The organism is Paraburkholderia sp. SECH4 (genome assembly GCF_030511745.1).
In the GTDB taxonomy this organism is placed as follows: domain Bacteria; phylum Pseudomonadota; class Gammaproteobacteria; order Burkholderiales; family Burkholderiaceae; genus Paraburkholderia; species Paraburkholderia madseniana.
In genome coordinates this window covers 292,400-313,640 of the sequence record NZ_JALOCP010000004.1, presented here as the reverse complement: position 1 = coordinate 313,640, position 21,241 = coordinate 292,400, and the positions used below count along the sequence as shown (strand labels likewise).

Here is a 21,241-nt window from a genome sequence, read left to right as displayed (position 1 = left end):
TAAAGAGGACATCTGTTATGTCTGAAATTACCGCTTCAAAAGACGCGTGAAAGCTGCGTCAAAACGGCGCGGAGGCTTGTCGCACCGGGCTTGTGGGCCGATTGAGGCTTGCTTGTGGATGCCATGGATCGCGCCTATAATGCGTCAGTTTGTCGCCCGGAGTTCCCACATTTGGGGCGGCAGGCCCGAGGCATAGGGCTGCAACATGAAGTGACGCGGCGGTAATCAAGTGGCTGGATTCTGCGGTCGCGAGCAGTGGCCGCAGGCGGTGATGGGTGACGGTCGGCGGGAGGCAGCGATGGAAGCATCAGATCTGCTGGCGGATTCAGAACCGGTTCTCAAAGACTGGACGATGAAGCGCAACTGTTCGATATCGCCGCAGCAGTTCGTATGTTTCTACGTGTCGCTTGCGTTGTTCTCGTTGGCAATTGCTTTCATGCTGGTTCTGGTCGGCGCCTGGCTGGTGTTGCCGTTCACCGGTATTGAATTGCTGGCGGTGGGCATCGCGTTTGCCATATATGCGCGTCATGCTGTCGATTACGAGTGCGTCCGGCTGTTTCCGAACCGGCTCGTGATCGAGCAGGTCAGCGCCGAGCGGCTCACGCAGTTCGAATTCAATCCGCGCTGGGTGCGGATCGAACCGGGCGCAACGCCGCGTGACCAGATCAAACTGGTCTCGCGCGGACAGACGATCATGATCGGGCAACATCTCGCGCAGTATCGGCGCGCGCAGTTCGCAGGCGAATTGCGTATGTGGCTCACGCGTTGTTAGACGCGTTGAGACGCGCGGCGTTCACGGGGAGCGCGAGACAGCCTGCCAGCGGGGTCGAGGGTTTGAATGGAAATTTTGGGTAAGGAAGCTATGAAAACAATCAAGCGAGCCCTCATGGGCGTGCTGGCGATGAGCGGACTGCTTTTCGCCGGTGCGGCCCTGGCAGTGGGCGATGTTCCGGGCGGCCCTGCCGTCAACGAGATCAATCTCCAGCCGCCGGCGACGAAAATCGCTGAGGAGCTCTACAGCCTCCACACGTTCATGCTGATCCTGTGCACGGTGATCTTCATCGGCGTGTTCGCAGTGATGTTCTATTCGATGTTTGCGCACCGCAAATCGAAAGGCCATAAGGCTTCCCATTTCCACGAAAGCACGACCGTCGAAATCATCTGGACGATCGTGCCGTTCGTCATCGTCGTGCTGATGGCGCTCCCCGCCACCAAGACCGTCGTCGCGATGAAGGACACCACGAATGCCGACGTCACCATCAAGGTCACGGGCTACCAGTGGAAGTGGGGCTACGACTACGTGAAGGGTCCGGGTGAGGGCATCAGCTTCCTGTCCACGCTGGCCACGCCGCGTGCGCAAACCGATGGCCGCGAGCCGATTTCCACCACGTATCTGCAGGAAGTCGACAATCCGCTCGTCGTCCCGGTCGACAAGAAAATCCGCATCATCACCACCGCGAACGACGTGGTCCACTCCTGGTACGTGCCGGCTTTCGGCGTGAAGCAGGATGCGATTCCAGGCTTTGTGCGCGACACGTGGTTCAAGGCTGACAAGACCGGCACCTTCCGCGGCTTCTGTACCGAACTGTGCGGCAAGGAGCACGCATTCATGCCGGTGGTGGTCGAAGTGCTGTCGGCAGACGACTACGCGAAGTGGGTCGATACGCAGAAGCAGAAAATGGCCGCCGGCCAGGACGATCCGAACAAGACCTACACCATGGCTGAGCTGATGGAGCGCGGCGGCAAGGTGTACGCAGCGAATTGCGCGGTCTGCCACCAGCCGACCGGCAAGGGCGTTGGCGCATTCCCGGCGCTGGACGGCAGCAAGATCGCCAACGGCCCGATCGCCGAGCACGTGAGCCTGGTGCTGAAGGGCAAGAACGCGATGCCTTCGTGGGCGCCGACGCTGAACGACGTCGAAATCGCTTCGGTCATCACGTACGAACGTAATTCGTGGGGCAACCACACCGGCGACATTCTCCAGCCGAAGCAGATTCTGGAGGCCCGTAACGGCAAGCTGCCGGAAGGTGGCAATCATCTGGCCGACGCAGGCGCGGCTGCTAGCGGCGCAGCGGCTGCCTCGGGTGCTGACGCGGCTGCGGCCGGTTCGGACAGCGCGGCAGCATCGCAAGCAGCTCTCCCGGCAAACGTCTACTTCGACACCGGCAAGAGCACGCTGCCGACCGACGCGAAAGCGGCGGTCGACGCGGCCGCTGCCTACGCGAAAGCACACCCGGACGCCAAGTTCACACTGTCGGGCTTCACCGACGCCACCGGCTCTGCCGAAGTCAACGCGAAGCTCGCGAAGACCCGTGCCGAAGCCGTGCGCGACGCACTGAAAGCAGCCGGCATTGCCGAAGACCACATCATTTTGAAGAAGCCGGAAACGATCACGGGCGGCGGCGACGCGAAAGAAGCCCGGCGTGTCCAGATCAGCCCGGCTGCCTGACGTGTTCATGGTCAGCACCGCAGTATTCGCATTAGGAGATTGTCATGTCTAGCATCGGACACGATGTAGTCGCGGGCCACGAGCACGTACACGGCGACCACGCCCACGAAACGCCGCATGGCTGGCGTCGTTGGCTGTTCGCAACCAATCACAAGGACATCGGTACGTTGTACCTGATCTTCTCGTTCACCATGTTCCTCTCCGGGGGCGTGATGGCGCTGATGATCCGTGCCGAACTGTTCGAGCCGGGCCTGCAGATCATGCGCCCCGAGTTCTTCAACCAGTTGACCACCATGCACGGCCTGATCATGGTGTTCGGCGCGATCATGCCGGCCTTCGTCGGCTTCGCGAACTGGATGGTGCCGCTGCAGATCGGCGCATCGGACATGGCTTTCGCGCGGATGAACAACTTCAGCTTCTGGCTGCTGCCGGTGGCTGCGGTGTTGCTGGTCGGTTCGTTCTTCGCACCGGGCGGCGCGACCGCCGCGGGCTGGACGCTGTACGCACCGTTGTCGACGCAGATGGGCCCGGGCATGGACTTCGCGATTTTCGCGGTCCACTTGATGGGTGCTTCGTCGATCATGGGCGGGATCAACATCGTCGTGACGATCCTGAACATGCGCGCACCTGGCCTCACGCTGATGAAGATGCCGATGTTCGTCTGGACGTGGCTGATCACCGCATACCTGCTGATCGCCGTGATGCCGGTTCTGGCAGGCGCGATCACCATGGTGCTGTTCGATCGTCACTTCGGCACGTCGTTCTTCAACGCGGCAGGCGGCGGCGACCCGGTCATGTACCAGCACATCTTCTGGTTCTTCGGGCACCCCGAGGTGTACATCATGATCTTGCCGGCGTTTGGGATTGTGTCGCAGGTGATCCCGGCGTTCTCGCGCAAGCCGCTGTTCGGCTATAGCTCGATGGTGTACGCAACCTCGTCGATCGCGATTCTGTCGTTCATGGTCTGGGCGCACCACATGTTCGCAACCGGTATGCCGGTGACGGGCCAGCTTTTCTTCATGTACGCGACGATGTTGATCGCCGTGCCGACGGGTGTGAAGGTGTTCAACTGGGTCGCGACGATGTGGCGCGGTTCGCTGTCCTTCGAAACGCCTATGCTGTTCGCGGTCGGCTTCCTGCTGGTGTTCACGTTCGGCGGTCTGTCGGGCCTGATGCTCGCCATGGCGCCGCTCGACATCCAGTATCACGGTACCTATTTCGTGGTGGCCCACTTCCACTACGTGCTGGTTGCGGGTTCGCTCTTCGCGTTGTTCTCCGGGTGGTACTACTGGGCGCCGAAGTGGACCGGCTGGATGTACAACGAAACGCGCGGCAAGATCCACTTTTGGGCGTCGATGTTCTTCTTTAACCTCGCGTTCCTGCCGATGCACTTCGTCGGTCTCGCAGGTATGCCGCGTCGTTACGCTGACTACCCGGCACAGTTCACGGACTGGAACCAGGTCATCTCGATCGGTGCCTTCGGCTTCGGTCTGGCACAGGTCTACTTCCTGTTCGCGGTTGCGCTGCCGGCCTATCGTGGCGGCGGTGAACTCGAAAAGGCCGGCGACAAGCCGTGGGACGGCGCAACGGGCCTCGAATGGACCGTGCCGAGCCCGGCTCCGTTCCACACGTTCGAAAATCCGCCGACCGTCGAGTAATCGGCGTCAGCGAGGTTGCCGGTTTCGTCGGCGCGGTGTTAGTCGCCGCCGGGACCGGGCAGCCACGCGAGCAGTGGTGGCACCCTGTAGGCACGAAAGTATTCAGAAAGTCGAGCATGACGCGCAATCCTCAAGAAAGACGTACGCCCGAGCAGGTTCGCGCGGGTAACCGGCGGATCGGTATCGTGATGTTTGTCATCGCCGCGGCTTTTTTTGCGAGCGTCATCATTCATCAGAAGTGGTTCACCTGACGCGGTACGCGGTAGTTAGAGTCTGTGTGCAGGATTGTTGAGGATTGAGATGTCGACGCAACCGCCGGCCCAGGCCGATCGCTCTTTTAACCGTTCGATGCTGATCAAGCTGTTCGTCGTCGCGTTGATGATGTTCGGTTTTGGTTTTGCGCTGGTGCCGATGTACCGCGCGATCTGCCAGATCACCGGCATCAACAACCTCGTGCAGCGTGATGCCACGGTGCGTGAGGCGAAGAATACGCAGGTCGACATGAGTCGCACGATTTCGATCGAATTCGATGCGAACGCGCGCGGCCCGCTGGGTTTCAAGCCGGAGCAACGTAGTCTCGACGTGCATCCGGGCGAAGTGACGACAGTGATGTACGAGGTCAGCAACGAACAGGCGCGCACGATTCAGGCGCAAGCCATTCCGAGCTACGCGCCGAAGCAGGCAACCGAGTACTTCAAGAAGATCGAGTGTTTTTGCTTTACGCAGCAGACTCTGACTGCGAACCAGACCAAGCGGTTGCCGGTGGTGTTCGTGGTCGACCCGAAGTTGCCGAAGGATGTGAAAACGATCACGTTGTCGTACACGTTCTTTGAGTTGAATACGCCGGCAGCGGCGACGGCCGGGAGCGTAGCACCCACGGCCAACACGGCGGCAACCACCGCCAATCCCACCTGACGGCACTGGCCGCAGGCGAAGGAAGAAGACGTAAATGAGCGATAACCGCGGCAGCCCACGCAAGAGCAGTTTCGGCCAGTCGATGAAAGCCGTGTTCTGGTCGTTTTTCGGGGTGCGCAAGCGTCGTGATCTGGAAGCGGACGCAACGCAGTTGAACCCGCTGCATGTGCTTGCAGCAGCGCTGATCAGCGTAGCCATCCTGATCGGGGTGCTGATCCTGATCGTGCACGCCGTAGTGGGTTGAGCCGGCAGGCACACAAGTCGTACCGGGCGAAGCAGAGCCCACGAATTAGAGAGAAGCGGTGCGGTATCGACGCGCCGCCGAAGATACAGCCGGAGATTCCGGAACAACTGGACTGAAGTGGAGAATCAAGAATGAGCGGTCAAAACGAGAGCCCGTACTATTTCGTACCGCATCCGTCGCGGCATCCGATCAGCGCCGCCGCTGGGTTGCTGGTCATGCTCGGATCGCTTGCGGCCTGGATCAACGACCATGAACTGGCGCCGATCGGCGTCGTCGTCGGGTTGCTGTGGCTGCTCTATACCTTGTGGCACTGGTTCGGCGACGCGATCGCCGAGTCGGAAGGCGGCATGTACGGCAAGAATGTCGACAAGTCGTACCGCTGGAGCATGAGCTGGTTCATCTTCTCCGAAGTGATGTTCTTCGGCGCTTTCTTCGGCGCGCTGTTCTATGCACGTGAAATCGCGCTGCATCAGCTCGGCAGCCTCGACTACAAGCTGATCTGGCCGGATTTCTCGGCGGTGTGGCCGAACAACGGTCCGGCAGCGCTGGTCTCGACCTTCAAGTCGATGCAGCCGTGGCCGGTGCCGACCATCAACACGGCGCTGCTGCTGTCGTCCGGCGCTACGTTGACGGTCTCGCACCACGCACTGCGTGAAGATCATCGAAAGAAGGCGATCATCTGGCTGGCGGCTACGCTGGTGCTCGGCGTCTGCTTCCTGTTCCTGCAAGGCTTCGAGTATTTCCACGCGTACAACGAACTGAACCTGACGCTGTCCTCGGGTGTGTATGGTTCGACGTTCTTCCTGCTGACGGGCTTCCACGGTTTCCACGTGTTCCTCGGCGGTACGATGCTGGCCGTGGTGCTGGTGCGGATGATTCGCGGCCACTTCACCGCGGAGCATCACTTCGCATTCGAAGGCGCCGCCTGGTACTGGCACTTTGTGGACGTCGTGTGGCTTGGGCTGTACGTCGTCGTGTACTGGCTGTAACGCAGTCTGGCCTGCATACGTACTGAAAACCGGCCGGTTTCCGGAGCGTGTGCAGGCCGTTTGCGCATCGCCTTTCACGGGCGCGGCGCACGAGCAGTACGCAAGTCATAGAGCGCCGCCCTCGACCCTGTCAGGGCGGCGTTTTGTTTGGTGGGTTGGGTGACTTGAAGCTTTTTCCGCCGAGCTCAACGCCCGTAAGGAATACCGGTCGACTGAATCCAGCCCATCCAGTGAGCGAACAGGATGAAGAGGAACAGCGAGATCGACAGACCCACCCGCGTGGCGAGCGACCAGACCATCCGCTTGGTTTTGCCCTTGTCATGCATCATGAAGTAAAGCGCGGACACCATGCTGGCGATGATCAGGACGAAGGCGATGGGAACGAGAATGTGCATGGAACCAACTGAAACCGGGAAGCGCAGAGGCAAGACGTTTATTATCGCACCGCGCGCCAGCGTCTGCCGTACGTTCCAGACGCCGTCGCGGGCTGTGGTGCCGGAGTGTGTTCGATGAAGTTCCGCCTCATTCCCGCGCTGCTGATTCTGCTAGTGATTGCAGTGACGGTGCGGCTCGGCTTCTGGCAGCGCGACCGCGCGCATCAGAAGGAAGCACTCGCAGCACACATCACGCAGTTCGAAGACGCGCCCGCGCAGCCTGTGAGCGCTACGCCGGTTGCACTCAAAGACATCGAATTCCATCGCGTGAAGGCGCGCGGCAGTTTCGTCGCGGACAAAGTCGTCTATCTGGATAATCGCCCGTATAACGATCAGCCGGGCTTTTACGTCGTGATGCCTTTTAAACTGGCCGACGGCGGTTACGTGCTGGTGAATCGCGGCTGGCTGCCGCGCAACATGAACAATCGCGAGACGATCGCGCCGTACAGCACGCCGCAGGGTGAGATCGAAATCGAAGGCATTGCGCGTGCCGATGCCTCGCGTGCATTCGAGTTGGGGCAGGGCGGATCGGCCGCGCATCAGAAGATTCGCCAGAATCTGGATACGGCGGCCTACGCTGCGGAAACCGGGCTGCCGTTGCAATCGTTCGTAATCCAGCAATTGAGCGACGACGGCGACAAGCTGGTGCGCGACTGGCCGGCGCCAACAACCGGCGTCGAAACCAACTACGGCTACATGTTCCAGTGGTGGGGCATGGCGGCCGCGGCGCTGGTCTTCGGCTTGTACGCCGCGCGCCGCGCCGCGAAGAAAGAGCACGCCCCGAGCGTGTAACGCATCGCCTGCGGTTTCGTGCCCTGAGCACGGGCTCGAAGCCGCGCAATCATTGAAAGAGGTCCTGTAGTGTCGACGCAATCTCCCCGTTCGCCGCAAGCCGGCAAACCCGCAGCTCCGAAAGTGATGCCTGGTCAACCCAATGGCGAGGGATCGTGGAAGCGTGGCCGCTGGATGCTGCTGTTGCTGGCGGTCATCTGCGCCGCGCCGATCGTCGTATCGTATTTTGTTTACTACGTGGTCAAGCCGGCCGGCGGCAGCACGAGCTACGGCACGCTGGTCGAACCGCAGCGACCGATTCCCGATTCGCTCGTCGTCACGGGTGAAGACGGCAAGCCGCTCAAGCTCGCGACGCTGCGCGGCCGCTGGCTGCTGATCTCCGTCGACACCAGCGCATGCGACAAAGCCTGCGTCACCAAGCTGTACTTCATGCGACAAATCCGCGCAGCTCAGGGCCCGGAACGCGAGCGCGTCGTCGAAGTGTGGCTGCGCACCGATGTAGGCAACGTGTCCGACGTGATACAAAAGGCCTACCCCGACACCCATATGCTGATCGCCAATCCGGCGCAGGTGTCCGCATGGCTGCCGACCGACACCGGCACCCAACTCACCGACCACATCTATATGGTCGATCCGAACGGCAATCTGATGATGCGTTTCCCGAAAGATCCGAACCCCAGCAAGATCAAGGGCGACGTGACCAAGCTGCTCAAGTGGTCGAGCATCGGCTGACGCCGCAACAAGGGTAAGAAAGATGTCTGCATTGCAACTTCTGCAACTGGCCCTGATCGGCTTGTGTATCGCGTTGTTGCCGCTGTCCTATGTATGGGTCAAGGCCGACGACAACAAATTCCGCAAGCTGGTGTGGCTCACCACTTTCCTGACGCTGGACCTGGTGATGTTCGGCGGCTTTACGCGTCTCACCGATTCTGGTCTCGGCTGCCCGGACTGGCCTGGTTGCTATGGCACGTCGTCGCCGTTCATCGCGCACGCCGCGATTACCGCCGCGCATCAATTGATGCCGACCGGACCGGTCAGCATGACGAAGGCCTGGATCGAGATGATCCACCGTTACTTCGCGATGGCGATCGGCGTGCTGATCATCGCGCAGACGTTGATTGCGTGGACGGCTCGTATCAAGCGCCGTCCACTGCATGTGTCGCCGTGGTGGCCGACTTCGCTGCTGCTGCTGATTCTTGTGCAGGGCGCATTCGGCGCGTGGACCGTGACCATGAAGTTGCAGCCGATCATCGTGACGACCCATTTGCTGCTTGGCCTCGCGTTGCTCGGCACGCTCGGCTGGCTGGCCGCACGCCAAACGCCGCTGCCGGCCTATGAGCCCGAAGCCGCGCGCTGGCGGACGGCTGCGATCGCTGGTCTCGTGCTGCTGGTGGTGCAGATCGCGTTGGGCGGCTGGGTCAGCACGAACTACGCGGTGCTCGCCTGCACGGACTTCCCGACCTGCAACGGTCAATGGGTCCCGCCGATGGACTTCGCGCACGGTTTTCACTTGTGGCGCGCGCTCGGCATGACCGGTGACGGCGACATGATTACGCAAGATGCGCTGGTCGCGATTCACTGGACTCACCGCACGTTCGCGATCGTCGTGGTCGCCTATCTGGTGTGGTTTGCGCTGAAACTGCGCCGTTTCGAGTCGCTGCGGCGGCCGGCAAACGGCGTGTTGCTGGTGGTGCTGATCCAGTTCATCACCGGCCTGTCGAACATCGTCCTGCAATGGCCGTTGCCCATTGCGGTCGCGCATAACGGGGGGGGCGCGATCTTGCTGCTTTTGCTCGTTATGTTAAACTTTCGGATCGCTTATAGCCGTCCCGGCCGCGCCGTGTTGCCTGCGCGCGATGCCGCGCCAGCGTGACCCCACATGGACAGCACAACTCTCTCCCAAACGCCCGGTAGCCGGGTCTCCCAGTACATCGCCCTGACGAAGCCGCGTGTCACGCAGCTCGCTGTGTTTTGCGCAGTCATCGGCATGTTTCTGTCGACGCCCGGCATGGTGCCGTGGACCGTCCTGATCGGCGGCACGGTCGGCATCTGGCTGCTGGCCGGTGCGGCGTTCGCCATCAATTGCCTGATGGAACAGAAGATCGACGCGAAGATGCGTCGCACGTCGTGGCGGCCGTCCGCGCGTGGCGAAATCACGACCCCGCAGATCCTGTTGTTTTCGGCCGTGCTCGGCGGACTCGGCATGTGGACGCTTTACACGTTCGCCAATCCGCTGACCATGTGGCTCACGCTCGCCACCTTCGTCGGCTATGCGGTGATCTATACGCTGCTGCTCAAACCGGCCACGCCGCAGAACATCGTGATCGGCGGCGCGTCGGGCGCGATGCCGCCGGCGCTCGGTTGGGCCGCCGTCACCGGTCACGTGCCGGGCGACGCATGGATTCTCGTGCTGATCATTTTCGTGTGGACGCCGCCGCATTTCTGGGCGCTCGCACTGTATCGCCGCAAAGACTACGAAAACGCCGGTCTGCCGATGCTGCCGAACACGCACGGCGAAAAGTACACACGCCTGCATATTCTGCTGTACACGGTGATCCTGTTCGCGGTCACGATGATGCCGTTCATCTCCGGCATGAGCGGCGTTGTGTACCTCGCGGCGGCTGTGTTGCTCGGCGCCGTGTTCCTCGCGTATGCGTGGAAGATCTATCGGGACTATTCCGACGATCTGGCGCGCAAAACCTTCCGTTACTCGATCGTTTATCTGTCGCTGCTCTTCGCCGCGCTGTTGATCGACCACTATGCGCGCGTCGTGATCGGCGCGTAACACCCATGCTTACACAACGCTTTGTGCGCACGGCGCGTGCCGCCGCGCGTGTCACTGTGATGGCTTGCGCACTTGGTGGTGCGTTGCTGGTGGCCGGCTGCGGTAAGCAGCCGCCGGCGTTCCAGAACCTCGACATCACCGGCAACACGCAATTCGGAAGCGATTTCTCGCTGCCCGACACGACCGGCCAGGTCCGCACAATGGCGGATTACAAGGGCAAGGTGGTGGTGCTGTTCTTCGGCTATACGCATTGCCCGGACGTCTGCCCGACCACGATGGCCGAGCTTTCGCAAGCGCTGCAGCAACTCGGCCCGGAAGGCGCGAAGCGCGTGCAGGTGCTGTTCGTCACCGTCGATCCCGACCGCGACACGCCGGCCCTGCTCGCGCAATACGTGCCCGCGTTTAATCCGACGTTCGTCGGCTTGCGTCCGGCTGACCAGGCGCAGCTCACCAAGATCACGAAAGACTTTCGCGTGTACTACGCGAAAGTGCCGGGCAAGACAGCCGATAGCTACACGATGGACCACACCGCGGCGAGCTATGTGTTCGACCCGGACGGCAAGCTGCGTCTATTCGCGCGTGACGGCCAGGGCGCTACGCCGTGGGTGCACGATATCAAGCTGCTGCTCGATTGATGCATTGATGCAGATGGGCGCGCGCGTCTGCCGCGCGCCCGTATTCAATTTCCTTCGCAGTTGTCCTCAAGCCGGCATCGGCAAATTCATTCCCGGCGCGAGGCGCGTCGCCTTGAACTCCGTCACCTCGTAACGTGCGAGCTTCTGCTCGGCGAACGGGTCGCTGGCAAGAATCTCATCCAGCTTATCGCGCTCGATGCGTACCGCCAGAATGATGCCGCCGTCGCGCGGCACCTTCGGTCCGGCGGCGACGAATACTCCTGCTTCGAACTGTTGTGTCAGAAACGCGCGATGTGCTTCGAGCGCGTCGTCGACGCGGTCAAGCGATGCGGTGTAGATGAGGTTGATGACGTACATGAGCGTTCTCGTAAGCGATTGAATGGGCCGCACGGATTTGCGGGCAACGACCTTCGATTATCTGTCAGCAGCCGACCCGCTGGCGGCTTCGTTGCAAGATCAGACGGGACGTCTACAAGATACGGCGAGTGTGTCGCGCATCAACCGCGCCGTTGCAGGGGCATAACCATATGCGATCGTGATATTTCCCATCTCGCCGGGCGTATGAGACCATTTGCGGTCCAGTTGGCGGCGCGTCCACAAGATGCCTGCCGCCGGCTTCCACCCGAATCTGACATCGATCAGAACAAGCGAGAATTACATGCAGCGCAGAAACATCCTCAAAGCCCTCTCGACAGTAATCGCCAGCGCGGCGATCGTCACCAGTTTCGGCGCACACGCCGACGACAAGGTCATCAAGGTCGGCACCATCGGCGGCCCGGATGCGCAAATTTGGGAAGTCGTCACGAAAGTGGCGAAGCGCGAAGGCCTGAATGTGAAGGTCGTCGAATTCAACGACTACGTGCAGCCGAACGCCGCGCTCGACGCCGGCGATCTGGATGCCAACAGTTTCCAGCACCAGCCGTACCTCGACAGCCAGGTCAAGCAACGTGGCTACAAGATCGTCAATGCGGGCCTGACGTACATTTCGCCGCTCGGCATCTATTCGAAGAAGCTGAAGTCGCTGAAGGATCTGGCGCAAGGCGCGAAGATCGCGGTACCGAATGATCCGTCGAACGAGAACCGCGCGCTGCTGCTGTTGCAGGCGCAAGGCGTGATCAAGCTGAAGGCCGGCGCGGGCACGAACGGCAATAACGCCACGGCGCTTGACGTCGCCGAGAATCCGAAGAAGATCAAGCTGCTCGAACTCGACGCAGCACAACTGCCGCGCTCGCTGTCGGACGTCGACGCTGCCGCGATCAACACGAACTTCGCGCTGGCCGCCGGTCTGCAGCCGACCAAAGACGCGATCGCGCTCGAAGATATCCACAGCCCGTACGCGAACCTGATCGCCGTGCGCACGCAGGACAAGGACAAGCCGTGGGTCAAGAAGCTGGTCGCGGCCTACCAGTCGGAAGACGTGCGCCAGTTCATCAAGACGCAGTTCAAGGGGGCGGTGGTGCCGTCGTTCTAAGCGGCACCCTTTAACCTGCTTCGCAAAACGAAAACGCCACAGTGACAAACCGTGGCGTTTTTTTTTGCGTCGCGCATTCTTTGGCGACCCTACAACTCCAACTCCCACCGCTCGATCATCAGATCCTTGCCGAAGCGCCGTTCCGCCGTCGTACAGACGAGCTGGAAGCCGGCGCGCTCGCATAGCCGGCGCGGCTCCTTGAGCGTGCTGGCTGTGGTCAGCGTGAGTTTGGTGTACCCCGCGCGCCGCGCGAATCGCACGCATTCGCTCATCAATTGTGTGCCGATGCCAAGGCGCTGCACATCCGGCTCGACCCATAAGAGCCGCACGCCTGCCACGGTCGTCGAGATCCCGACGATGCACACCGAGCCGACTACGATGCCTTCCTGATCGGCGACCCAGCACATCTCGCGCACCGGATCGTTGCGCTGCGAATAATCGGCGACGACGCGCGCGAGCAAGCCTTCGAACGATTGATCCCAGCCGTAGTGCGCGGCGAACCACTGCGCCTGCCGATGCACGAGCCAGCCGCACTCGCCGGCGCGTGGCTGCCGAAGGATCACGAGTTCGGGCTGCGGCTTGCTGTCGAGCAAGCGCTCGATCACTTTCATCGCGGCGATCAGGTGTTCCTGGGAAAGCGCGGTGAGGCCGTTCAGCAACGCCGATACTTCTTCGATCGCCGCCGTATCGAGCGGTGCGTAGGCCGCGTAGCCGTTGTCGGTGAGGGCGATCAGCGATTGGCGCGCGTCCGAGTCGGACGGGCGCCGCGTAATCAGGTTGCGTCGTTCAAAACTCGTCAGAAGGCGGCTGAGGTAGCCGCTGTCGAGGCCGAGGTTGCGCCCGAGCACCGAGGCTGTCTGCGCGCGTCCGCGGGACAGTTCGTGCAGAACGCGCACTTCCGTCAGCGAGAAGGCGCTCTTTGCCAGATGCTCATGCAGAGCGCCGATGAGCTGGGTATAGAAGCGGTTGAAATGGCGGACGGCCTGAGCACGCCGCAGCGCCTCGGAATCTGTCAAATGCTGCTCCCCGGGGGAATTTTTATGGCTTGCTACACGCCACTATATTGGAACGGAACCCATTAAAAAAGCCGCGCGGCCAAGGGGCGTACCAAAGTGGTATCAGAAAGGTATGGATTTTGGGGCGTCTCTCTGGGCAGGAGGAGAACCAATATGGACCACCCGGATGCCGTCCGGCATCTCGAATACGGGTAAATCCCGATCCCTGTAAACCGCTCTCCGAAGCCCTCAAATCACCCTCTGACGCCTATCCAGCAAGGCTTTCCGTCAACCCATACCAGAATGGAACCAGTTGATTGACTGGTATTATGTTGGTTATATAATGGGCTCTCATTTTCGTAGGCCGCACTCTTCAAGACGACCGCCGGAGCCCCATGGAAACTCGCTGGTCCGCACTGATGCCTGACGCTCGCAACGTCACGCCGCTCTATCTCCAGCTCGCGCGCAATCTGGCGACGGCGATCCACTGCGGCGTGTGGTCGGCGGGTGAGGCGCTGCCTTCGGAACGCACGCTCTCGGATGCGATCGGCGTGTCGCGCATCACCGCGCGCAAGGCGATCGAGCTGCTGGTCGAGCAAGGCTTGATCCGCCGGGCGCGAGGCGCGGGCAGCTTCATCACGCCACGCGTCGAAGATCCGCTGTCGCGGCTTACCGGCTTCACGAAGAAGATGCAGCAACGTGGTTTCCGGCCGGATTCGGTGTGGCTCGAGCGCGATATCCGCGCCGCCAACCGTGATGAGCTGGTGCACCTCGGCCTGTCGCCCGGTGCGGCGGTGACGAGCCTGCGGCGCCTGCGGCGCGCGGACGGCATCGTGATGGCGGTCGAACATTCGGCGCTGCCCGCGGCGATCGTGCCCGATCCGCTGGCTATCGGTGTGTCGCTTTACAGCTATCTCGAACAACGTGGCGCTGCCGTCGTGCGCGCCTTGCAGCACTTTCGCGCGGTCAATGCTTCGAGCGAAATCGCCTCGTTGATGGATATCGAACCGCGCTCGGCGCTGCTGGTCATTACCCGTATCGGGTATAGCGCGGACCAGCGTGCGATCGAACTGACCGACACCTATTGCCGCGACGATTACTACGACTTTGTCGCTGAATTGCGCACCTGATTGGCGCACCCGAGTGGGCCGCCGTCACGTGCGGCACAGCCGAACGCAATTCAGTCACACCCCGCATTACGCCTCACCAGAGAGACTCATGCTGACCGGAAACATACTCACCACCGATGGGTGGATTCACGGCACGCTCGAATACGAAAACGGCCGCATCACGACGCTGACAGGCGAACGCGCCGATCCGTCGAAGAACGACGCGCCGTACATCCTGCCCGGCTTCATCGATCTTCACGTGCACGGCGGTGGCGGCTCCGACGTGATGGAAGGCGGCGACGCGATCGAAACCATCACCCGCACGCATGCGCGTTACGGTACGACCAGCCTGCTCGCCACCACGATGACCGCGCCGCGCGACGAGCTGATGAGTGTCGTCGCGGAGCTTGGCAATAACGCGCGCATTCGCACGCCAGGCGGTGCGCGCGTGCTCGGCGTCCATCTGGAGGGTCCGTACATCAACCCCGGTAAGCTCGGCGCGCAACCAGACGCCGCTGTGTCCGCGGTGATGGATGAAGTGCTGAAGTATCTGTCGATCGCGCCGATTCGCGTGGTCACGCTGGCGCCGGAAATCGCCGGCCACATGGAGATCATCTCCGAGATGGCGGCGCGCGGCGTGCGCGTGCAGCTTGGCCATTCACTCGGCACCTACGACGACGCTGTCGCCGCACTCAAGCACGGCGCGTGTGGCTTCACGCATCTGTTCAACGCGATGTCGCCGATGCATCACCGCAATCCCGGTCTCGTCGGCGCCGCGCTCGCGCACGCTGAATTCGCCGAAATCATTCCCGACTTGCTGCACGTCCATCCGGGCGCGATCCGCGCCGCGTTGCGCGCGATCCCGCGTCTCTATGTGGTGACGGACAGCACCTCGGCGACCGGCATGCCCGATGGCGAATACCGCCTCGGCAGCCAGCATGTGACGAAGTGCCTCGGCGGCGTGCGTCTCGCCGACGGCACGCTCGCCGGCAGCACGCTGACGATGGATCAGGCGCTGCGCAATCTCGTATCGATCGGCTTGCCGATCGCCGATGTTTCAAACCGTTTGTCGCGCTACGCCGCCGACTACCTCGGCATCGAAGACCGCGGCCGCATCGCGCGCGGTGCGTGGGCCGATGTGGTCGTGTTCGATCGTGAACTGGCGTTGACCGCGACTTACGTCGAAGGAGAATCAATTGTCGAATATGCTTAAAGAGGCGCTGGCGTCCGCTGAAACGGTTGCCGCGCAGCTCAGGGATACCTCGCGCGTGGAAGCATTGGCGGCGAAGCTCGCCCAGCAACCGCGCCATGTTGCGCTGACGGTCGCGCGCGGCAGCTCGGACCACGCAGCAAGTTACTTCGCAAGCCTGACGATGAGCCGCCTCGGTGTGCCGGTCGCCTCGCTGCCGATGTCGGTCGCGACGCTCCAGCAAGCGCCGCTGCAAGTGCGCAATCAGCTCGCGCTGGCGTTCTCGCAATCGGGCAAGAGCCCGGATCTGGTCGGCACGATGGAAGCGTTGCGCAAGGCCGGCGCGTTGACGGTGGCCGCTGTGAATGCGCCAAGCTCGCCGCTGGCTGACGCTTGCGAATTTCACCTGCCGCTCGTGGCCGGTCCGGAACTGAGCGTCGCGGCGACCAAGAGCTACATCGCCATGCTGTCGATTTCCGCGCAACTGGTCGCGCATTGGCAGAAAGACGAAGCACTGCTCGGCGCGTTGAAGACGCTGCCCGACGCACTGCAAGCCGCGGGCAAGCTCGACTGGTCGAAGGCAGTGGACGAACTGCGTGGCGTCGAACGCATGATCGTGATCGGCCGCGGTCTGGGCCTCGCGATCGCGCAGGAAGCCGCGCTGAAATTGAAGGAAACCTCCGGCATTCAGGCCGAAGCATTTTCGAGCGCGGAAGTGCGGCATGGTCCGATGGAACTGATCGACCGCGACTATCCGCTGCTGGTCTTCGCACCGCGCGGTCCCGAACAGGCTGGCTTGCTGCAACTCGCGCGCGACATGCAGGCGCGCGGCGCCCGCGTGTTGCTCGCCGCGCCGGCCGACGTGCCGGAAGCGACCCTGCCGCTCGCCACCACCGCTCATGCGGCGCTCGATCCGATCGCCGCAATCCTGTCCTTTTACGTGATGGCTGCCGGCCTTGCCGCCGCTCGCGGGCGCAATCCTGACGCGCCACGCCATCTCAACAAAGTCACCGAAACTCACTGACGAGAAATCAGATGCGACGTGTCGAGGAGTCCCGCTTGATGAGCCATTCTGAAGGCCATATTGTTTTGCTCGCGCCGATGACCGGTCCGGTCGTGCCGCTGGCGAACGTGCCCGACCCTGTGTTTTCGGGCGGCATGTTCGGCGATGGCATCGGCATCGATCCGCTCGAGGGGCGACTCGTCGCGCCGTGCGACGGCACCATTACCCATCTCGCACGCACTGGTCACGCGGTCACGCTCGCGACGGCCGATGGCGTGGAGATTCTGTTGCACATCGGCATCGATACGGTCGAACTGAATGGCAAGGGCTTTGCGCCGATGGTCGCGCAAGGCGCACATGTGCGTACCGGCGACATCCTGATCGAGTTCGACCAGGACCAGGTCGCGCTGAATGCGCCGAGTCTCGTCTCGGTGATCGCGATTGCCAATTCGGATGCGTTCGAGATTGTCGAGCGTGCGCAGGACGGCATGCTGAAGGCAGGCGAAACGCCGTTGCTGGTGCTGCGTGCTCGCAGCGGCGAAGCGGCGGACGCATCGCGCCAGGCGAGCGCCACCAACGTGACCGAAGAAGCCCGTCAGCAAGTCACGCTAGTCCACGCGGGCGGTCTGCATGCACGTCCGGCAGCGCGCGCTCGCGAAGCGGCGCGCGGTTTCGATGCGCGTGTCGAAGTGCGTTATGAAGGGCGCAAGGCGGCGATCGAGAGCGTGGTCGGTTTGCTCGGTCTCGGCGCGGGCGAAGGTGCGACTGTTGAGTTGCTCGGCGTTGGGCCACAAGCCCAAGCCGCGATCGAAGCAATCGCCCACGAGTTGACGCGTGAAGCGCACGGCGAAGTCGAAGAGAAGCCGGCGCGACAAAGTTCGCCGGCGCCGCAAGCAGTTGCCCACGCCGCGGGCGAAACGCTCGAGCCGAATACGCTCGCGGGTGTGTGCGCGTCGCCGGGCGTCGCGGTCGGCAAGCTGGTGCGCTGGGACGATGCGGACATCGATCCGCCGGAAAAGGCGAACGGCACGTCGGCGGCTGAAAGCCGGTTGCTCGACAAGGCGATTGCCACCGTCGACGCCGACCTCGGTACGACAGTGCGCGATGCGTCGCAACGCGGTGCGGTGGGCGAGGCGGGCATTTTCGCGGTGCATCGCGTATTGCTCGAAGATCCCACGCTGGTCGACGCCGCACGCGATCTGATCAGCCTCGGCAAGAGTGCGGGCTTTGCGTGGCGCGAAGCGATCCGCGCACAGATCGCCATCCTGACGAATATCGAAGACGCATTGCTCGCGGAACGTGCCGCCGATCTGCGTGACATCGAAAAGCGCGTGTTGCGCGCGCTCGGTTATACGAATGCGGCGGCGCGCACGCTGCCGGAAGAAGCTGTGCTGGCGGCTGAAGAGTTCACGCCGTCGGATCTGTCGTCGCTGGATCGTACGCGCGTCACCGCGCTGGTGATGTCGCGTGGCGGTGCCACTTCGCATGCGGCGATTCTTGCGCGCCAGGCCGGCATTCCGGCGCTGGTGGCAGTCGGCGATGCATTGCACGCGATCCCCGAAGGCACGCAAGTGGTGGTGAACGCCACAACCGGCCGTCTCGAATTCGCGCCGACCGAGCTTGACGTCGAACGTGCACGTCTTGAGCGCAGCCGCCTCGCCGGCGTGCGCGAAGCGAACCGCCGTACGTCGCAACAGGCGGCCGTGACTTCCGATGGCCGCGCGATCGAAGTCGCCGCGAACATCGCCACGCTCGACGACGCGAAAACCGCCGTCGACAACGGCGCCGATTCCGTCGGCCTGCTGCGCACCGAACTGCTGTTCATTCACCGCGCCTCGGCACCGACCATCGACGAACACCGCCAGAGCTATCAGGCCATCGTCGAAGCGTTGAGCGGCCGCACCGCGATCATCCGCACGCTGGACGTCGGCGCGGACAAGGAAGTCGATTACCTGACGCTGCCGCCCGAACCGAATCCGGCACTCGGCCTGCGCGGCATCCGCCTCGCACAAGTGCGCCCGGATCTGCTCGACGATCAGTTGCGCGGCCTGCTCGCGGTGCAACCGCTCGGCGCCGTACGCATCCTGCTGCCGATGGTGACCGACGTGGGTGAATTGATCCGCATCCGCAAACGCATCGACGAATTCGCCCGCGAATCGGGTCGTACTGAACCGATCGAAGTCGGCGTGATGATCGAAGTGCCATCGGCCGCGTTGCTCGCCGATCAACTGTCGCAACACGCGGATTTCCTGTCGATCGGCACCAACGATCTGACGCAATACACGCTCGCCATGGACCGTTGCCAGGCCGATCTCGCGGCGCAAGCGGACGGCTTGCATCCGGCGGTGCTGCGTCTGATCGCAGCGACCGTGCAGGGCGCGAACAAACATGGCAAATGGGTCGGCGTATGCGGCGCACTGGCGGGCGATCCGCTGGCCATGCCGCTGCTCGTCGGCCTCGGCGTGACCGAGCTTTCGGTGGATCCGGTGTCGGTGCCGGGCATCAAGGCGCGTGTGCGCAACCTCGATTATCAGTTGTGCCGTCAACGCGCCCAGGATGCACTGGCGCTCGAATCGGCGCAGGCGGTAAGAGCAGTAAGCCGCGAAACCTGGCCTTTGGACTGAACCCCACACAGTCCGCAACCAGCTTCGCATAGTCAGGACGTATCGCTACAAAACTCAACGACGACTGTCGACAACGAGACAAGGATTGGAGGTGTCAATGGATGGGAATCCGTTTCTGAAGATTCAGCGCCTGGGACGCGCGCTGATGCTGCCGATTGCAGTGCTGCCGGTTGCCGGCTTGCTGCTGCGATTGGGCCAACCCGATGTGTTCAACATCAAGATGATCGCCGACGCCGGTGGCGCGATCTTCGACAACCTGCCGTTGCTGTTCGCAATCGGCGTGGCGGTCGGCTTCGCGAAAGACAACAACGGCGTGGCAGGTCTCGCGGGCGCGATCGGTTATCTGATCGAAATCGCGGTGATGAAGGACATCAACGACAAGCTCAATATGGGCGTGTTGTCCGGGATCGTGGCGGGTATCGTCGCGGGCTTGCTGTACAACAGGTACAAAGACATCAAGCTGCCCGACTACCTCGCATTCTTCGGAGGGAAACGCTTCGTGCCGATTGTCACCGGTGTGGTCTGTCTGGCGATAGGCATTGTGTTCGGTTACGTATGGCAGCCGGTGCAAGGCGCCATCGATACGGCCGGCCATTGGCTGACCACTGCGGGTGCGCTCGGCGCGTTCGTGTTCGGCGTGCTGAACCGTTTGTTGCTCGTCACGGGGCTGCATCACATCCTCAATTCGCTGACGTGGTTCGTGTTCGGCAATTTCACGCCGCCGGGTGGCGCGGCGGTGACGGGCGACCTGCATCGCTTCTTCGCGGGCGACCCGACTGCAGGCACGTTCATGACGGGCTTCTTCCCGGTCATGATGTTCGGCTTGCCGGCTGCCTGTCTCGCGATGTATCACGAGGCACCGAAAGAGCGCCGCGCAATGGTGTTCGGCCTGCTGGCGTCGATGGCGCTCACCTCGTTCCTGACGGGTGTGACCGAGCCGATCGAATTCAGCTTCATGTTCCTCGCGCCGGTGCTGTATGCGATCCACGCGGTGCTGACGGGCTTGTCGCTGGCGATCTGCTCGGCGCTTGGGATTCATCTCGGTTTCACCTTCTCGGCTGGCTTTATCGACTACGTGCTGAACTACGGCCTGTCGACCAAGGGCTGGTGGGCGATTCCGATCGGCCTCGTGTACATGGTCGTGTACTACGGCCTGTTCCGCTTCTTCATCCGCAAGTTCAACATGGCAACGCCGGGTCGTGAACCTGCTGCAGAAGAAGAACAGATCGAGTCGTTTGCGGCTGGCGGTTTTGTGTCGCCGGTGGCGGGTGCCGCCGTGCCGCGCGCACAGCGTTATATCGCCGCGCTGGGTGGCGCGTCGAACCTGTCGGTGGTGGATGCCTGCACGACGCGTCTGCGTCTGTCGGTGGTCGATGCCAGCAAGGTCTCGGAAAGCGAACTGAAGACGATTGGTGCGCGTGGTGTGCTCAAGCGCGGCTCGACCAATGTGCAGGTGATTATTGGACCGGAAGCGGACATCATCGCTGATGAAATTCGCACGGTGATCGCACAAGGTGGTGGCGATGCGGTGAAGCCGGTGGCTGCCGTTGCGCCTGCTGTCGCTGCGGCTCCTGTGGCGACTGCAAGCGGTGCTCAGGGCGGTCCGCTCGACCCGGATCCGTTGCGTTGGCTCGCCGTGTTCGGCGGCGCGGGCAACGTCGTGTCGCTGGATGCCGTGGCGGCAACGCGTCTGCGGATCGTGGTTCGCGATCCGTCTGCGGTTGATCGTCAGCGTCTTGCTACGCTCGATACGGCGTGGGTTTCGGCCGACACGTTCCATATCGTAGTCGGCGACGCAGCCCAGCGCTATGCCGCACAACTGGCGACACGCCTGTCGCCCGATACGGGTGCCGGTACGGCGCCGCAGCCTGCGTAATGCAACGTTGAGGAGCGGCCTGCGCCGCTCCATTACTGCGCTTCTGTTCCGATGACGCAGCAATAAAAAAGCG

Annotated in this window: 21 protein-coding genes; 18 read left to right on the top strand and 3 right to left on the bottom strand. The window is 62.4% G+C overall.

Going from position 1 to position 21,241, the window contains the following annotated elements:
* The first annotated feature begins 298 nt into the window (after positions 1-298).
* From M0D67_RS08720 to M0D67_RS08690, 7 genes are all read left to right on the top strand, one after another.
* Positions 299-772: a DUF2244 domain-containing protein gene (locus M0D67_RS08720; protein ID WP_266238559.1), complete on the top strand. Its 474-nt coding sequence runs from the start codon at positions 299-301 to the stop codon at positions 770-772.
* 66 nt (positions 773-838) lie between these two features.
* Complete coding sequence (gene coxB, locus M0D67_RS08715; protein WP_154564593.1) at positions 839-2,449, top strand: cytochrome c oxidase subunit II; 1,611 nt, start codon at positions 839-841, stop codon at positions 2,447-2,449.
* Between the two features lie 44 nt (positions 2,450-2,493).
* The gene (gene ctaD / locus M0D67_RS08710) at positions 2,494-4,107 is read left to right on the top strand and encodes a cytochrome c oxidase subunit I (RefSeq protein WP_154564591.1); all 1,614 of its coding nucleotides are present in this window, start codon (positions 2,494-2,496) and stop codon (positions 4,105-4,107) included.
* A gap of 116 nt (positions 4,108-4,223) precedes the next feature.
* On the top strand, positions 4,224-4,358 hold the full coding sequence (locus tag M0D67_RS08705) for a cytochrome oxidase small assembly protein (RefSeq protein ID WP_211607278.1): 135 nt from the start codon (positions 4,224-4,226) through the stop codon (positions 4,356-4,358).
* A 49-nt stretch (positions 4,359-4,407) separates the two neighbouring features.
* Entirely contained in the window at positions 4,408-5,022 is a 615-nt protein-coding gene (locus M0D67_RS08700; RefSeq protein ID WP_154564587.1) for a cytochrome c oxidase assembly protein, read from the top strand.
* 34 nt (positions 5,023-5,056) lie between these two features.
* The gene (locus M0D67_RS08695) at positions 5,057-5,266 is read left to right on the top strand and encodes a DUF2970 domain-containing protein (protein ID WP_054035759.1); all 210 of its coding nucleotides are present in this window, start codon (positions 5,057-5,059) and stop codon (positions 5,264-5,266) included.
* A 131-nt stretch (positions 5,267-5,397) separates the two neighbouring features.
* Positions 5,398-6,255 carry a cytochrome c oxidase subunit 3 gene (locus M0D67_RS08690; protein ID WP_154564585.1) on the top strand — a complete coding sequence of 286 codons (858 nt, stop codon included), beginning with the start codon at positions 5,398-5,400 and terminating at the stop codon, positions 6,253-6,255.
* 185 nt (positions 6,256-6,440) lie between these two features.
* On the opposite strand, the gene M0D67_RS08685 is transcribed toward M0D67_RS08690, so the two are convergent.
* A complete protein-coding gene (locus tag M0D67_RS08685) occupies positions 6,441-6,650 on the bottom strand; it encodes a twin transmembrane helix small protein (RefSeq protein ID WP_007179452.1) in 210 nt (69 codons plus the stop codon).
* A gap of 114 nt (positions 6,651-6,764) precedes the next feature.
* Between M0D67_RS08685 and M0D67_RS08680 the strand changes: the two genes are divergently transcribed.
* The 5 genes from M0D67_RS08680 to M0D67_RS08660 all read left to right on the top strand — a co-directional run bounded on the left by M0D67_RS08680 (position 6,765) and on the right by M0D67_RS08660 (position 10,901).
* Complete coding sequence (locus tag M0D67_RS08680; RefSeq protein ID WP_266238553.1) at positions 6,765-7,481, top strand: SURF1 family protein; 717 nt, start codon at positions 6,765-6,767, stop codon at positions 7,479-7,481.
* Between the two features lie 126 nt (positions 7,482-7,607).
* A complete protein-coding gene (locus tag M0D67_RS08675) occupies positions 7,608-8,213 on the top strand; it encodes a cytochrome C oxidase subunit I (RefSeq protein WP_266238629.1) in 606 nt (201 codons plus the stop codon).
* A gap of 31 nt (positions 8,214-8,244) precedes the next feature.
* Positions 8,245-9,354 (top strand): heme A synthase, encoded by a 1,110-nt coding sequence (locus M0D67_RS08670; RefSeq protein WP_266238628.1) that lies wholly within the window; start codon positions 8,245-8,247, stop codon positions 9,352-9,354.
* A 6-nt stretch (positions 9,355-9,360) separates the two neighbouring features.
* A complete protein-coding gene (gene cyoE, locus M0D67_RS08665; RefSeq protein WP_054035767.1) occupies positions 9,361-10,266 on the top strand; it encodes a heme o synthase in 906 nt (301 codons plus the stop codon).
* A 5-nt stretch (positions 10,267-10,271) separates the two neighbouring features.
* Positions 10,272-10,901 (top strand): SCO family protein, encoded by a 630-nt coding sequence (locus M0D67_RS08660; RefSeq protein ID WP_154564581.1) that lies wholly within the window; start codon positions 10,272-10,274, stop codon positions 10,899-10,901.
* A gap of 66 nt (positions 10,902-10,967) precedes the next feature.
* Here the strand turns inward: M0D67_RS08660 and M0D67_RS08655 are convergent, their stop codons facing one another.
* Entirely contained in the window at positions 10,968-11,258 is a 291-nt protein-coding gene (locus M0D67_RS08655; RefSeq protein WP_154564579.1) for a YciI family protein, read from the bottom strand.
* Between the two features lie 301 nt (positions 11,259-11,559).
* Here M0D67_RS08655 and M0D67_RS08650 point away from each other — a divergent pair, with 301 nt between their 5' ends.
* A complete protein-coding gene (locus M0D67_RS08650; RefSeq protein WP_154564577.1) occupies positions 11,560-12,372 on the top strand; it encodes a MetQ/NlpA family ABC transporter substrate-binding protein in 813 nt (270 codons plus the stop codon).
* An 89-nt stretch (positions 12,373-12,461) separates the two neighbouring features.
* Here the strand turns inward: M0D67_RS08650 and M0D67_RS08645 are convergent, their stop codons facing one another.
* Entirely contained in the window at positions 12,462-13,388 is a 927-nt protein-coding gene (locus M0D67_RS08645; protein ID WP_171925162.1) for a bifunctional helix-turn-helix transcriptional regulator/GNAT family N-acetyltransferase, read from the bottom strand.
* Between the two features lie 374 nt (positions 13,389-13,762).
* Here M0D67_RS08645 and M0D67_RS08640 point away from each other — a divergent pair, with 374 nt between their 5' ends.
* The 5 genes from M0D67_RS08640 (at position 13,763) to nagE (ending at position 21,168) form a co-directional block, all read left to right on the top strand.
* Positions 13,763-14,497 carry a GntR family transcriptional regulator gene (locus tag M0D67_RS08640; RefSeq protein ID WP_054035773.1) on the top strand — a complete coding sequence of 245 codons (735 nt, stop codon included), beginning with the start codon at positions 13,763-13,765 and terminating at the stop codon, positions 14,495-14,497.
* An 88-nt stretch (positions 14,498-14,585) separates the two neighbouring features.
* A complete protein-coding gene (gene nagA, locus M0D67_RS08635; protein WP_154564573.1) occupies positions 14,586-15,689 on the top strand; it encodes an N-acetylglucosamine-6-phosphate deacetylase in 1,104 nt (367 codons plus the stop codon).
* The gene (locus M0D67_RS08630) at positions 15,682-16,689 is read left to right on the top strand and encodes an SIS domain-containing protein (protein ID WP_154564628.1); all 1,008 of its coding nucleotides are present in this window, start codon (positions 15,682-15,684) and stop codon (positions 16,687-16,689) included. Before nagA ends, M0D67_RS08630 begins: the two co-directional genes overlap by 8 nt.
* Positions 16,690-16,727: 38 nt before the next feature.
* Positions 16,728-19,292: a phosphoenolpyruvate--protein phosphotransferase gene (gene ptsP / locus M0D67_RS08625; RefSeq protein WP_171925163.1), complete on the top strand. Its 2,565-nt coding sequence runs from the start codon at positions 16,728-16,730 to the stop codon at positions 19,290-19,292.
* A gap of 97 nt (positions 19,293-19,389) precedes the next feature.
* The gene (nagE, locus tag M0D67_RS08620; protein ID WP_171925164.1) at positions 19,390-21,168 is read left to right on the top strand and encodes an N-acetylglucosamine-specific PTS transporter subunit IIBC; all 1,779 of its coding nucleotides are present in this window, start codon (positions 19,390-19,392) and stop codon (positions 21,166-21,168) included.
* Positions 21,169-21,241 lie beyond the last annotated feature (73 nt).